Below are 13,395 nucleotides of genomic sequence, written 5' to 3' on the forward strand. Positions count from 1 at the left end.
GCTGCCGAGATGTCGTGCGATGCGGAGTCGAGACGAGGCGGCGATCCGCTCCCCTCGTTCGTCGTGAACGCGAGCGTCAGCCGGTGGGACCGGACGGCGAGACGAGGGCGCCGACCGCGCCCCCGACGGCCGAGAGTATGACGAAGTACGCGGTGAGAAGCGCGGCGGTCCACGGGAGGTAGTCGACGAACGCGCCCGCGAACACGAAGAGGACGGCGACCGTGATGAGAACGATCACGATGAGCGTGAGCGACGTCGCGATCACGCCGGACGCGGCGCCGAGGAGCGCTCCGCGGCGCCACCCGCTTCGCTCGAGATATCCCGTGGCCACACCCCCGACGAAGGGTGATCCCGGAACGAAGAAAATCGCGGTCGAAAGGGCGCTTCCGATCAGGACGGGTGCGATCGAATAGCGGTCGGCAACCGATTCGGCGTCGCGATCGCTCGCGTTTCGCCCGCTGCGTGAGCGCGTCGACCGATCGTTCGACGAGTGAACGCCGTCGGTCGTCGCAGTCGGTATCCGGTCGCCGGCGCGTTCGGAATCGGCGGAGTCATCGCGTTCGTCGGCCGCGTTCGTCCGGGCCGATCGCTCGAGTTCCCGACGGAGTACCGCACCGAGGAGCCCGCCGAGTCCCCCGAAAATGATCGCGAGAAGTCCGACGACGATGACGGCGAGAAACAGGGCGGCGATCCCGAGACCGGCGCCGCCGGTCGTCGTCGGCTGGGTTTCGAGCCAGGTGACGAAGAACGCGACCGATCCGACCGCGACCGTCAGGCCGAGTAGGACCCCGAGAACGGCGCCGAAACGGCGTCGACAACGCGCGAAAAACGCCGCAACGGCGCTCCCGACCGCCGGCGGAACGACGGCCGCCAGAACGATCCGCGACGAGGCGAGAGCGGCGACGGCGACCACGCCGATCACGACGAGTCCGAGGAGAGACGAACCGACGAGACGACGGACGGCCGGTCCGGACGAGCGATCGACCGAACGAGAGCCCATGATCGGCCCATCGGAAGACGTGTATATCAATCTAGGTGAACGATGGCGTGTCGACGCATCGGGCGCACGAGACGGGCGAGAGCACCAGTTTCGGATCGATCTCGCGCTCTCGAACTACGCGCGACGACCGCAGTCCTGTACCGGGCCGGTCGACGACCGACTGCCGTGGGATCGACCCGCAAGGTTTTTGCATCGACCCCGATTTTTGCCCCGTATGGCACTCGAATCCCACGGTGTCCGCGTCTTCTCGAGGACTTCGAGACGAGACACGGGACACGAGCGAAGTGCGTGTGCCGGTGTCGGCGATCAGCCACGGCGACTGCGGACGGGATTCGGCTTCTTTTTTGCCCGGTGAATTCCGGGCCGGTGGAACCGCACGCGCTCACACCGGGCGTTCGCGGCGAAACCGACCGTTCGACGGCCCTGCCGGGGGCGGCCCCGGGCAGTATCGGAACCGCTAACTGACCGACACGCAGCCATAGGAACAAGCGAATGCAACTTCCAGCACAACAGGTCGCGGTCGTAGAGACCGCGAGTGCGGACGAGGCAACGTCCGTCGACGCCCTCGCCGCGGCGACAGAACTCCCCCCTGAAACCGTCACCGGGGCGGTCTTCGAACTCGAGGACGAGGGGCTGGTCGCCGTCAGCGAACGCGTCGACGAAACGGTCGCACTGACCGACGAAGGTCGAGACTACGTCGAGGACGGGCTCCCCGAGGTTCGGCTCTACGAGGCCGCTCTCGAGGCCGGTGCCGACGCCGACCCCGTCTCGATGGGACGGGTCATCGGCGCCTCGGGCCTCGAGGGCGACGCGGTCGACATCGCGCTCTCGAACTACGCGCGCAAAGGGTACGGCAGCATCGACAGCGGCGAGATTACCGCAGATCCCGACGCTGATCCCGAAACGGATGCCGAGGCGACGGCACTCGCGGCACTCGCCGACGCGGACGACGCGCCGATCGACAGCGTCGACGTCGATACCGAGACCATCGAGCAACTCGAGCGACGCGGCCTGATAGAGCGCCGCGAATCGACGGTCCGCGAGGTGACCCTGACCGAACTCGCCGTCACCGAACTGATGGCGGGGATCGAAACGGCCGAGACGGTCGGGCAGGTCACCCCGGAACTGCTGACGAGCGGCGAGTGGGAGGACGTCGAATTCGCCGAGTACAACGTCGAGGCCGACGCCGAGCGGTTCGAGGGAGGCAGGGTCCACATCCTGCGCCAGACGGCCGAACGCGTCAAGGACGTCCTCGTCGGGATGGGCTTTCAGGAGATGGAAGGCCCGCACGTCGACGCCGACTTCTGGATCAACGACTGCCTGTTCATGCCCCAGGACCACCCCGCGCGGACCCACTGGGACCGGTTCGCGCTGGACCAGCCCACCCACATCGACGACCTCCCCGAGGACCTCGTCGAGCGGGTCGAACGCGCCCACCGGGAGGGCGTCGGCGAGGACGGCGAGGGATATCACTCGCCGTGGGACGAGGACTTCGCGCGCGCACTCGCGCTCCGCGGCCACACCACGTCGCTGTCGACGCGCTACCTCTCGGGCGAGGAGATCGGACGGCTGGAACCGCCACAGCGGTACTTCAGCGTCGAGAAGGTGTACCGAAACGACACGCTCGACCCGACCCACTTGCTCGAGTTCTTCCAGATAGAGGGCTGGGTGATGGCCGAGGACCTCTCGGTTCGGGACCTGATGGGCACCTTCGAGGAGTTCTACTCCCAGTTCGGTATCACGGACATCGAGTTCAAACCGCACTACAACCCCTACACCGAGCCGAGCTTCGAGCTGTTCGGGACCCATCCGACGACCGGCGAACTCGTCGAGATCGGGAATTCTGGGATCTTCCGCGAGGAGATGCTCGAGCCCCTCGGCGTCGAGTGCGACGTGATGGCCTGGGGACTCGCCCTCGAGCGGCTGCTCATGCTGATGTACGGCTTCGAGGACATTCGGGACATCCACGGGACGCTGTGTGACCTGCAACTGCTTCGCGAGACGGAGGTGACCTACTGATGCCCACGGTCGACATCGACCCCGACGAACTGCGCGAACTGACCGGCCACGACGAGAAGAGCGACGACGAACTGAAGGAGGATCTGTTCGGCCTCGGCCTCGAGTTCGAGGGGCGGACCGAAGCGGGCGCGTTCGAACTCGAGTTCGCGCCCGATAGGCTCGATCGGCTCTCCGTCGAGGGGGTCGCCAGATCGATGCGGTATCAGTACGGCGACTCGCGGGGGATTCACGTCCCCTCCCCGAACAAATCGGGGTGGACGATCGAAGTCGACGAGTCGGTGCCCGGCGAGCGCCCGTACGTCACGGGAGCGGTGATCCGCGACATCGATCTCGACGAGGACGGACTGGACTCGCTCATCCAACTTCAAGAGAAGCTCCACGCGACGATGGGGCGAAAGCGCGCGAAGGGTGCGATCGGGATCCACGACCTGACGATGCTCAGGGGGAGCCCCGCTACCGAAGGGAACCCGACCATCGAGTACGTCGGCGTCGAACCCGACGGGGACCGATTCGTCCCGCTCGATTCGGACGAGGAAATGACGCCGGGAGAGGTGCTCGAGCGACACCAGACGGGACAGACGTACGCCGATCTCGTCAGCGGTTACGAGCGGTATCCGGCTATCTACGACGATCTCGGGCTGTTCTCGTTCCCGCCGGTGATCAACGGCCGACGCACCGAGGTGTCGACGGACTCGCGTGATCTCTTCGTCGAGATGACCGGCACCGACCAGTGGACGATCGACAAAATGCTCACCATCGTCTGCTACGCGCTCGCGGCACGGGGTGCTACGATCGAGGAGGTCACGATCGAGTATCCGGATAGCGAGTCCGCGAACGCGGACTCGGACGGGAGCCGGACGAACTCCGGCGGACGCGAAATAGTACGTCCGGATCTCTCGACGAAGACCAAGACGGTCGCTCACGACCGCATCGAGACCATCCTCGGAATCGGACTCGATCCCGACGAGGTGATCGACCTCGCCGAGCGCTCGGGCCTCGAAGCGGAGAAAGCGGAGGCCGACGACGGAGCACTCGTCTACGAGGTGACGATACCGCCGTATCGCGTCGACGTCCTCCACCCGCTCGACGTCATCGACGACCTCGGTCGGGCATACGGCTTCAACGAGCTCGAGCCGCGCTATCCCGACGTCGGGACCGTCGGCGGCCGCCACGAGCGCTCCCGCCTCGAGAACGCCGCCCGCACCCAACTGGTCGGGCTGGGCTTCGAAGACCTGCTGAACTTCCACATGATCAGCGAGGCGGAAAATTACGACCGGCTCGACCTCGAGCCGGGAGAGGACGTCTACGGGGCCGGCGAGCCCGCGACGATCAAAGAGCCCTACAGCGAGGACTTCACGATGCTTCGGACGTGGGTCCTGCCCTCGCTTCTGATGGTCTTAGAGCGGAACACGCACCGGGCCTATCCGCAAAACCTGACGGAAATCGGCTTCACCGCCGAGAGAGACGAGGCCGAGAACACCGGCGTCTCGGAGGGACGACGCGTCGGTGCCGTCCTCGCGAGCCACGAGGCCGGCTACGAGGACGCCAAGGCACGACTGCAAGCGCTGGCCCGCGACTTCGGCGTCGAACTCGAGACGCCGCCGGCCGACCACCCGACCTTCATTTCGGGTCGAACGGCCGCCGTCGTCATCGACGGCGAGGAGGTCGGCGTGATCGGTGAAGTTCACCCGAAAGTGCTCGTCGAACACGATCTCGAAGTGCCGGTCTCGGCGTTCGAGTTCGACCTCGAGGCGCTGCGATAGGTCCGCGAACGCATCGGTTCCACAGCGGCCGGATCTCGCCGCAACTATCGACTCTCGCCGTCGGTTCGAACGAGTTCGCCGTCGGCGTCGGAGCGCCGCTGTTCGAAGCCGAGTGCGTTGCACACGAGCGTGTGGCCCATACAGGAGAGGGCGTAGTCGGCCATCCCGAAGGGGTGGAGTTCGGTCTGTTGGGCGGGCGGAAGCGCCGAGCCGAGCACGGTGATTTCGGAATCACCCGCGGAGAGCGTTCCGGCGCCGACGCCGGATCCGGTGGGGACGGGTTCGCCGTCGTCGAACGTCCAGCCCAACAGGGAGCCCGCGACGGAGCCGCCGGCCGCCGTGAACGCGTCGTGGTCGACTATCGTCGCCGGCTGGTCGATCCCCGTCGTGTAACCGAGCTGTGACCCCTTCCAGATTTCCTGTTGTCGGGGTCTGATTCCGGCGAGTAACGGATGGTCGAGGTCCCTGTCCTCGAGGACGGCGAACAGCATCTCGACGTCGTGAACGTCGTCAGGTTCGATCGACGCGGCGTCGCCGACGTCGAGTTCGCCGAGCACGTTCACGCCCGCGTCGGTGAGCACGAGATCGCCGCCGAGTTCGACGAAGGCTTCGATCGCGCTGACGTACGCCGGGTGATCGAGACAGACGTCGTGCGAAATGACGAGCGTGTCGTATCGACACGCCGTCGCGTCGCCCCAGAACAGTCGGCCGGCGACGATCTGAAAGACGTTCATCCCGGTCACGTCACCGTCTTCGAGGAAGGGCTCGAGGTCGGCAAAGAACTGCATCGGGTTGACGGTGTACTCGCGCTGTTCGTACCCGAGTACGGCTTCCGGGTCGGGGACGTCGCCGTCGACGTCGATCATCGTCGTCCCGACGTGAACGTCGACGTCACAGTCGACCTCGATGTCCCATCGGCCTGCCTGCGGTCGGCGGACGAACACGTCCTCGAGGTCGTGTTTTCGCGCCGTCGAATCGATCGGGTCCGCTTTTGCGGCGAGATCGATCTCCCGAACGACGGACCCGTTCGGATCCGTGACGCGTACGGTTCCGTCCGTGGCACGACGGACGCCTGCGAAGTGGACGAAGAGGGAGTGTGTCGTGTCAACCGCGTTCGCTCCGACACGCGAGGGCCCCGTCGGACCGGGTCGGACGACGTCGTGAGTACGACGCACCTCGGTTGCGCTATCGGCTCCGGTGTCGCTGGCACGAACGGGCTGTTCGTCGGTGTGTGGAAGATCCGCCGACGAGCGCGTAAGTGCGTCGGCGGTGACGTACGCGGTGTCCCGTCCGCCGGTCGCGACGGTGGCGTTCGTCTCCCGAGCGATCATCTCGGCACACGTACGCATCGAGATCCGGTAGGCCGTGACGTAGTGGCGCGACGAGTACGGTTTCCACTCTTTTTGTGCCGCAACCAGATGGTTCGAGAGGATGACCTCCGGCGATACCGCGATCGTTCCGAGTCCGCCGAAGGATTCGGGCTGTCCCGCCCAGTCTGCGAGTCCACCCGTTATCTGATAGTTGATCGAATCGTACGTCGTTCCCCAGTCGAACAGACCGTCGTAGCTCTCGCCGTCCGGGACGGCCTCGTCCCCGTCGTCTACCCAGTCGTACATTTCCTCGACGGCGGTGGCGATGTCGTCTTCGATCGCACCGATACCGCCCCAGTGAGCCCGCATACCCTCGGCGATGGAGACGTTGATACGGTCGAGATCGTGGGCCTCCCCGTGATCGAACGGCGCGTTCGACTCGAGGTTGAAGACCATCTGATCCGAGGTGTACATGCCGTGGTAGTCACAGAAGAACGCCGCGTTGTCGTACTCGCGGAAGTGGTCGACGATCCCGAGCGCGTCGGGTACGAGTTCCGCGAACTCGTCGGGTGCACCGTTCGGTTCGGCCGGCCGAAAGCTGGGGTCGATCCACCCGATCGTCGGATACTGGCGGTTGGTATCCACGGGCTGTCCGTCGAAGACGCTCGCGTTGCCGCGCTGGAAGTTCGTGTCGTGAGTCTCGACCCACGGGATCGGGGTTTGTGGCTTCCGCGCGATCCAGCCATCGGGGTTGGCGAACAAAAACAGGACGGCGATGTCGTCGAGCAGGGGCTCGAAGTCGTCCGCTCGGCCCGTTGCGATGTCCTCGACGAGTCGACACCCGGTTTCCGCCCCGGCCCGTTCGTCGCCGTGAATCGAGAGGGAATAGATCACCTTCTCCTTCTCGGTGAACGACTCCTCGTCCCGTACGTTCGCCGTCACCTCGGCCACGTAGACGGGTTGCGAATCGGGATCCTCGCCCGTGAACCGATTCTCCCAACCCGGTGACTCGCCGACCGATCGGACACGCACGCGATCGGGATGGGTGGATTCCAGGTGATCGAGTCCCTGGACGAGTTCCTCGTACGCGACGTAGTTACGTGCGTCCTCGACGGGAGGAAAGACGCGGTCTTCGTAGGGCGACTCGAGCGTCCACCACGGGTTTGCGCCGGGTGAGAAGTCGACTCGCTCGATGCCGTCCTGTTCGAGGACGTCAGCGGCCTCCGCGGCCGTGAGGCGGGCGTGCGCTGCGGGTGCGGGCGAGTTTCGGGTGACCGCTTTCGGTGCCCGGGAGAGATCGGGATCGGGGTCCGACACGTACTCGTCCGCAAACGTCGCGAGCGCATCCTGGTCAGCGAACTCGATGATCGTCGCCGCCTCGTACTCGTCCGGCGTGTGATTGACGACGAACTCGTACTCGTCGGTCGTCGGCTCGCCGTGGACGTCGGCGGTGGCGGCTCCGGGAAGCGTGAGTGAGGCCCCCGTCGTCGCAGCGAGGGTCAAAAACGTTCGCCGATCGATGACGCCGTCTGCGAACGCGTCGGCCGATCCGTCGATATCGGCGCTCGAGTCGGTAAAACGAGGATCGACCCGTGATCGGGCCGAGTTGTAATTTCCATTGGACATTAGTGGTCGTGGGAATATTCCACGCCACGATCAACAATAAGTTCAAACAAATAACGTCAGGAACAAGCGGATCTGGCTGAGAAACGAATATTTAGGGAGGCGGACGTGACAGGTTCGACGCCCGTTTCGGGTCCGAGAAGGCAAGTTCGCCGAAGGATGGACCGACGCCAGAACGAAGCGAACAGTTCCGCCTGGCAATACACGGACGGTCCGCGCGGTGATTCGACGGCGATGACGGCACCGTGTCTGGCGAGAGAAGCGTGCAGTGAGTCGCTAGAATTCGTGTTCGACGTCTTCTTCGTCCGCCTTCTGGATGATGATTTTGCCGTCTCGAACGCGGACGAAGACCTCGTCGCCGATATCCATGCCCGCGACTGCGAGTTCATCCTCGTGAAGGTTGAGGTGGACGTTGTGGTAGTTACCGTTTTCGTCTTTCGCACCGCTTGGACTCAGCTTCTTTTTCCGTACCATCGCGGGATTCTACCCCGAACTTCGCCGTAGGATATACTTAAGTGTTTTCGACGCCCAAGCGCTAGTCCTTGTTACACAGGCGGGGTGGTACCAATGCGGGAACCCGCCCCTCCTCGCGTAAGATAGTGTGATATGGTAGCGTACGCGAACAACTTAAAGATTCCGGCGCAGTCCATCGATTTTCGGGGATATCTTTATATCGGACCGTGCGTTGAATTGACACGGAGGCGAAATCATGGTACGCGAAGACGGTAAACGAAACTTTGCACTGCGCGAATCGGGCGGTGACGAATCGAGCGTCTTCTCGGGCAACACGCCCCGGCAGGCGGCGCTCAAGGCGGCCCGACGGCTCGAGCCCGGCTCGAGCGAGGAGTCGGCGGAACGCATCGAGCTCAAATTGCGCGAGAAGGGGACGGACAAGGTACACATCTACGACGGCTGGGCTTGGGAGGAGACGGCGCCGAGCGACAAGCCGAGCTGGATGCCCGACGAAATTACGGAAGCGAACGTCTCGAAGAAAGGAATCGAACACCTGGACGAATAATTCGACCGAACAGTCGCTTTCTCCGGGACGGATTCGACGACGAGCGACGTCGTTTGATCGCCCGAGGTCGAAGAGTGCGTACCGGTGAGCGGTCGGCGAGGCCGATTCGTCGGCCTCGAACTCGCGTTCCGTGATTCGCCGGTGAGTTACACCGGATAGCGACCGGGCACCCCATCGGTCTGCTGTCCGCGTGGGTACACCAGCCTCGCATCGCCGCCCGTGCGACCGAACACGGTTTCGTCGACTCGAGTGGCCCCGACCGGGACGGTGAGCGACGATCGATTCCGCTGAGTCCAGCGCGCCGTACCGTTCGGTCGAGTACGGGCCGCGAAACCCGACGGTCTTTTGACCCGTAACCCACTAGCAACGAGCAATGGCTGCAGTCACGCTCGGCCCCGAAGGCACCTATTCTCACAGAGCGACGAGTGCGATCGCCGACGACGACGAGATCGACTTCCGACAGTCGGTCACGGCGATCGTCGACGCCGTCGCCAGCGGCGAGTACGATCGCGGTGTCATCCCGATCGAAAACAGCATCGAAGGCAGCGTCACGGAGAGCCTCGACGCGCTCGCCGACTACGACGTCGCCGTCGTCCGCGAAATCGTCACGCCGATCAGACACGCGCTGTTCGCCCAGGGGCCGGCGTTCGAGACGATCGCCAGCCATTCGCAGGCGCTGGCGCAGTGTCGAACGTACCTCGAGCGCGAGTACCCCGAGGCGACCCTCGAAGCCGTCGCGAGCACGGCCAAAGGTGTCGAATTCGCCCGCGAAGACCCCTCGGTCGCGGGGATCGGCCATCCGGCCCTCGGCGGCGACGGCCTCGAACTCCTCGCCGAGGACATCCAGGATCAGGACTCGAACGCGACGCGCTTCTTCGCGATCGCACCGGCCGAAGAGCGCTCGAAGGGAGGCGGAAAGACCTCGCTGGTGGTGTATCCGAACGCGAACTATCCCGGACTCCTCCTCGAGTTGCTCGAGCCCTTCGCGGATCGCGACATCAACCTGACCCGCGTCGAGTCGCGGCCGAGCGGCAGGCGGCTGGGTGATTACGTGTTCCACGTCGACTTCGAGGCCGGTCTCTACGAGTCGCGAACGAGCGAGGCGGTCGAAGACCTCGAGGCGCTCGCGGAAAACGGCTGGGTTCGGCGCCTCGGCTCGTACGATACCGAACACGTCGTCGAGTAGTGAACGCGACGGCCCGAGACGAAAACGGAGTCGGAGACGATCAGTCGGAAGTCGGTGCAGCGTCGGAATCGAACCACGCCCGGATTCGATCGGCGTACGTCGCGAGACCGAGTCCCGTGACGAACATGAGAAACGACGGGACGAGTATCCACAGAAGGTCGGGATGAGACGAGCCTGTATGAAGTATCGGATCTACCATACGATAGCAGAGGAGAGGGGAGTAGCTTAAGCCGACTGGCAGGGGCAGAAGTAGCCGCGATCGAATCGATTCAACTCCGCTGCGAACGGGTCGTCTCCGAATTTCTGCCGGGCTCGAGCGAGAGAACGGACGGAGAAAGGGAATCGGACGGAGAGATGGAACGGATCGGGTGAGGAACGTGCGTCTGCCGACGAGGCCTTGGATCGTAGTCACCGCGCTAATCTACAACGGGCGGGTCGTCGCACCGAGGGTACACCACAAACGATTTTTCGTGTCCCACGGTATCACGGGTATGCCACTCGCTGCAGGCGACGACGCCCCGACCGTGACCGCGCACAACCAGGACGGGGACGCGCTCACCCTCACGTTCGAGGAACCGACGGTCCTCTACTTCTATCCGCGAGACGAGACACCGGGCTGTACGGTCGAGGCGAACCAGTTTCAGCGCGAACGCGAGACCTATCGAGAGGCGGGCGTCGACGTCTACGGCGTCTCGACGGACGACGTCGAGTCTCATCGATCGTTCTGCGACGCCGAGGGCCTCGAGTTCGACTTGCTCGCGGATCCCGACGCACAGCTCGCGGAGGCCTTCGGCGTCGACCTCCGGGACGGCACGGCCGCGCGGACGACGTTCCTGCTCGCCGACGGTGAGGTGTCGGCCGTCTACGAGAGCGTAACCCCCGACGGCCACGCCCGCGACGTCCTGCTCGATGCGCTCGAGGACGGGCTCGTAACCCTCCCCGAATAGCGTCCGGCCTTCTGTCGCATCGCGTCGGGCAGAATTTATCCCGGTCGGGGTCCTACGTGGCGACATGCGACGAAATCCGTTCGACGATATCGAGGAGTTGCTCGACCGCCTCAGTCGACAGGTCGAGGAGGGAATGACAGCCGGCGGCCTGCAGGTCCCGGGATCGGTCCCGGTCGACGTCGCCGACACGAACGAGGAGTACGTCGTCACGGCCGACCTGCCCGGCTACGAAACCGACGATATCGATCTGACGCTCTCGGAGGGGACGCTGCGCCTCGAGGCGAACCGGACGGACGAAGACACGCACGCCGAGCGGCGGTACCTTCGTCGCGAACGGACGAAGACGTCGGCGAGTCGGCGGATCCGCCTGCCCGAACCGGTCGACGAAGCCGCGGTGGCCGCCGGATTCGAGAACGGCGTGTTGACGGTTCGGTTGCCGAAGGTCTCGAGCGGCGAAGACTCTCGACAGATCGACATCGAGTAGCCGTCGACGGCAGGCCGCTCGAGTCCGGGCCGGGGGAGGGCACACGGCGTCGGTCGTCCGAATACGGTCCCAGTATGACCGCACGGCGTCGGTCGTCGGTCCGGCCGAGCGAGACTCGAGTCGCCGACCGAACGGTGAGGATCGACAGCCGCTGCGGTCCGCGCAGTCGCGTCGCCGGTTCGCCGTCCCGACCGGTCCCGATCGGTTTCTTTCGTGCATTTATTATACCTCGGTGATAGCTCCTCGCCTATGGTCCAGTTGATCGCCCTCGTTTTCGCGGGGATCTTCGTTTTTTTCGGCGGGATCGTTCTGTCACGAGCGAGCGAGGTCCACGAACGGTACACGACGATCGAGGAGCTAGAGGAGTCGGATGACGGCCCGATCGAACCGGGGCGTGAGACGACGATCAGCGGCCCAGTGAGCGTCTTCGAGCCAGCGACACCGGGCCGGAACCCCGCCGACCTGAACGCGGGCGCTGCGCCCGCCCTCTGGGCGTGGCGGGTCCGCCAGAAGGAGGATACGGGTGGGCAAGGCGGGAGCCGATGGCGAACCGTCGACGGCGAGTTGGCAGTCGGCGAGTTCGCAATCGATCACAATTGGGACCGGGTCCGCGTGGACGCCGCGATGCTCGAAGCCGGGCGGGATGACGGCGTGACCGATCCCTTCGACTCGTCGCAGTGCTATCTTGGCGAGCCGGCGGAGGACGTCTACCTCGGCGAACTCGGGCCGGTCAATCGGTTCCTCGAGCGGACGGGGCTGGCGAGCGAGGACGGCGTGCTGAGCGACGTCGAGGTCACGGTCAGCGTCGGTAGCAAAACCAACATGCCCGACAAGTATCAGGCAACCGTCGTTCGGGACGGCGACGAACTACTGGTTCGCGGCGAATTGACCGAGACGGCCGACGGATACGTCCTCCGCGGAACCGAGGAGACGCCGCTGGTGATCGCGGCCGGTGACCTCGAGCAGCAGCGGGATCGGGTCCGCTCGGAGGTCCGCATGCGACGGATAGTCGGCGGTGTGCTCGTCGCTCTCGGCGCGTTCGTCGCGATCGTCGGCATCCTGTGAACCGCCACAGACACCTTCGCTCGGTCTGCGGGCTTCACTTCGTCGAGGGGCCGTCGGACTGACCCGACGACGGGCAGACCGCGACCGGGAGGGGCCGGCGGACTGACCCGACGACGGGCAGACCGCGACCGGGAGGGGCCGGCGGACTGACCCGACGACGGGCAGACCGCGACCGGGAGGGGCCGGCGGCGCTAGTACCACGCCCCGCCAGAGGAGACGTTGATGTCCTGGCCCGTGACATGGCGCGATTCCGAACTCGCGAGGTGGACGCACAGTTCGGCGACTTCCGCCGGCGGGACCAGTTCGTCGAGCGTGAGGGCCTCGCGAACCTCTGCTTCGACGTCCGCTGGGGCGACGTCGTTTTGCTCGGCCTGTCGTTCGAAGACGTTCCGAATGCGATCGCCCTCGACGGGGCCGGGACAGATCGCGTTGACCGTCACGCCGTCGTCACCGAACTCGGCGGCCAGCGCGCGGGTCAGTCCGATGACGCCCATCTTCGAGGCGGCATAGGGCGTCCGGTTGGCGTACGGCCGTTTACCCCCGATCGAGGAGATGTTGACGACGCTCCCTCGATCCGACTCGCGGAGGTGCGGGGCGGCCCGTCTCGTCACGCGAGCGACGCCGACGACGTTGACGTCGAGCGTCTCGAGCCACTCGTCGTCGGTCGTCGCCTCGATCGGCGCGGTGGGGCCCGCGATCCCCGCGTTGTTCACGAGACAGTCGAGTCCGCCGAAGGTCTCGACCGTCTCGTCCATCGCATCGGCGACCGACTCGGAATCGGTCACGTCAGTCTCGAGGGCGAGCGTTCGGTCGGGCGCGTCGACGAGCGCTTCCGTTTCGTAGATGCCGTCGCTTCGGGCCGCGAGGACGACGTTCGCACCGCGGTCGGCGAACGCGACGGCTATTTCGCGGCCGAGTCCTTGGCTGGCGCCCGTCACGAAGACGGTGGAATCTGCTACCATACGCCGCAATCAAAGGAG

At 65.2% G+C, this 13,395-nt stretch carries 13 protein-coding genes; 8 read left to right on the forward strand and 5 right to left on the reverse strand.

Going from position 1 to position 13,395, the window contains the following annotated elements; genetic code table 11:
* Positions 1 to 76 precede the first annotated feature (76 nt).
* A complete protein-coding gene (locus tag NJT13_RS10520) occupies positions 77 to 1,000 on the reverse strand; it encodes a DUF5518 domain-containing protein (RefSeq protein WP_254521522.1) in 924 nt (307 codons plus the stop codon).
* Between the two features lie 214 nt (positions 1,001 to 1,214).
* Here NJT13_RS10520 and NJT13_RS10525 point away from each other — a divergent pair, with 214 nt between their 5' ends.
* From NJT13_RS10525 to pheT, 3 genes are all read left to right on the forward strand, one after another.
* A complete protein-coding gene (locus NJT13_RS10525) occupies positions 1,215 to 1,355 on the forward strand; it encodes a hypothetical protein (RefSeq protein WP_254521523.1) in 141 nt (46 codons plus the stop codon).
* A gap of 137 nt (positions 1,356 to 1,492) precedes the next feature.
* The gene (gene pheS / locus NJT13_RS10530; RefSeq protein ID WP_254521524.1) at positions 1,493 to 3,019 is read left to right on the forward strand and encodes a phenylalanine--tRNA ligase subunit alpha; all 1,527 of its coding nucleotides are present in this window, start codon (positions 1,493 to 1,495) and stop codon (positions 3,017 to 3,019) included.
* A complete protein-coding gene (gene pheT / locus NJT13_RS10535) occupies positions 3,019 to 4,782 on the forward strand; it encodes a phenylalanine--tRNA ligase subunit beta (RefSeq protein ID WP_254521525.1) in 1,764 nt (587 codons plus the stop codon). Before pheS ends, pheT begins: the two co-directional genes overlap by 1 nt.
* Positions 4,783 to 4,826: 44 nt before the next feature.
* Here the strand turns inward: pheT and NJT13_RS10540 are convergent, their stop codons facing one another.
* Both NJT13_RS10540 and NJT13_RS10545 read right to left on the reverse strand, forming a co-directional pair.
* Positions 4,827 to 7,718, reverse strand: coding sequence for a M14 family zinc carboxypeptidase (locus tag NJT13_RS10540; protein WP_254521526.1), 2,892 nt, complete (start codon positions 7,716 to 7,718; stop codon positions 4,827 to 4,829).
* Positions 7,719 to 7,991: 273 nt separating this feature from the next.
* Positions 7,992 to 8,189, reverse strand: coding sequence for a hypothetical protein (locus tag NJT13_RS10545; protein ID WP_254521527.1), 198 nt, complete (start codon positions 8,187 to 8,189; stop codon positions 7,992 to 7,994).
* 235 nt (positions 8,190 to 8,424) lie between these two features.
* Here NJT13_RS10545 and NJT13_RS10550 point away from each other — a divergent pair, with 235 nt between their 5' ends.
* A complete protein-coding gene (locus NJT13_RS10550; RefSeq protein ID WP_254521528.1) occupies positions 8,425 to 8,733 on the forward strand; it encodes a non-histone chromosomal MC1 family protein in 309 nt (102 codons plus the stop codon).
* Positions 8,734 to 9,106: 373 nt separating this feature from the next.
* Positions 9,107 to 9,919, forward strand: coding sequence for a prephenate dehydratase (gene pheA, locus NJT13_RS10555; RefSeq protein WP_254521529.1), 813 nt, complete (start codon positions 9,107 to 9,109; stop codon positions 9,917 to 9,919).
* A 40-nt stretch (positions 9,920 to 9,959) separates the two neighbouring features.
* On the opposite strand, the gene NJT13_RS10560 is transcribed toward pheA, so the two are convergent.
* Positions 9,960 to 10,118 carry a hypothetical protein gene (locus NJT13_RS10560; RefSeq protein ID WP_254521530.1) on the reverse strand — a complete coding sequence of 53 codons (159 nt, stop codon included), beginning with the start codon at positions 10,116 to 10,118 and terminating at the stop codon, positions 9,960 to 9,962.
* Positions 10,119 to 10,410: 292 nt separating this feature from the next.
* On the opposite strand from NJT13_RS10560, the gene NJT13_RS10565 reads away from it, so the two are divergent.
* From NJT13_RS10565 to NJT13_RS10575, 3 genes are all read left to right on the forward strand, one after another.
* Positions 10,411 to 10,866: a peroxiredoxin gene (locus NJT13_RS10565; protein ID WP_254521531.1), complete on the forward strand. Its 456-nt coding sequence runs from the start codon at positions 10,411 to 10,413 to the stop codon at positions 10,864 to 10,866.
* A 64-nt stretch (positions 10,867 to 10,930) separates the two neighbouring features.
* The gene (locus tag NJT13_RS10570) at positions 10,931 to 11,350 is read left to right on the forward strand and encodes an Hsp20/alpha crystallin family protein (RefSeq protein WP_254521532.1); all 420 of its coding nucleotides are present in this window, start codon (positions 10,931 to 10,933) and stop codon (positions 11,348 to 11,350) included.
* A gap of 249 nt (positions 11,351 to 11,599) precedes the next feature.
* Positions 11,600 to 12,415 carry a hypothetical protein gene (locus NJT13_RS10575; RefSeq protein WP_254521533.1) on the forward strand — a complete coding sequence of 272 codons (816 nt, stop codon included), beginning with the start codon at positions 11,600 to 11,602 and terminating at the stop codon, positions 12,413 to 12,415.
* A 191-nt stretch (positions 12,416 to 12,606) separates the two neighbouring features.
* Here the strand turns inward: NJT13_RS10575 and NJT13_RS10580 are convergent, their stop codons facing one another.
* Entirely contained in the window at positions 12,607 to 13,377 is a 771-nt protein-coding gene (locus NJT13_RS10580; protein WP_254521534.1) for an SDR family NAD(P)-dependent oxidoreductase, read from the reverse strand.
* Positions 13,378 to 13,395 lie beyond the last annotated feature (18 nt).

It is taken from the genome of Natrinema caseinilyticum (genome assembly GCF_024227435.1).
Classification (GTDB): Archaea; Halobacteriota; Halobacteria; order Halobacteriales; family Natrialbaceae; genus Natrinema; species Natrinema caseinilyticum.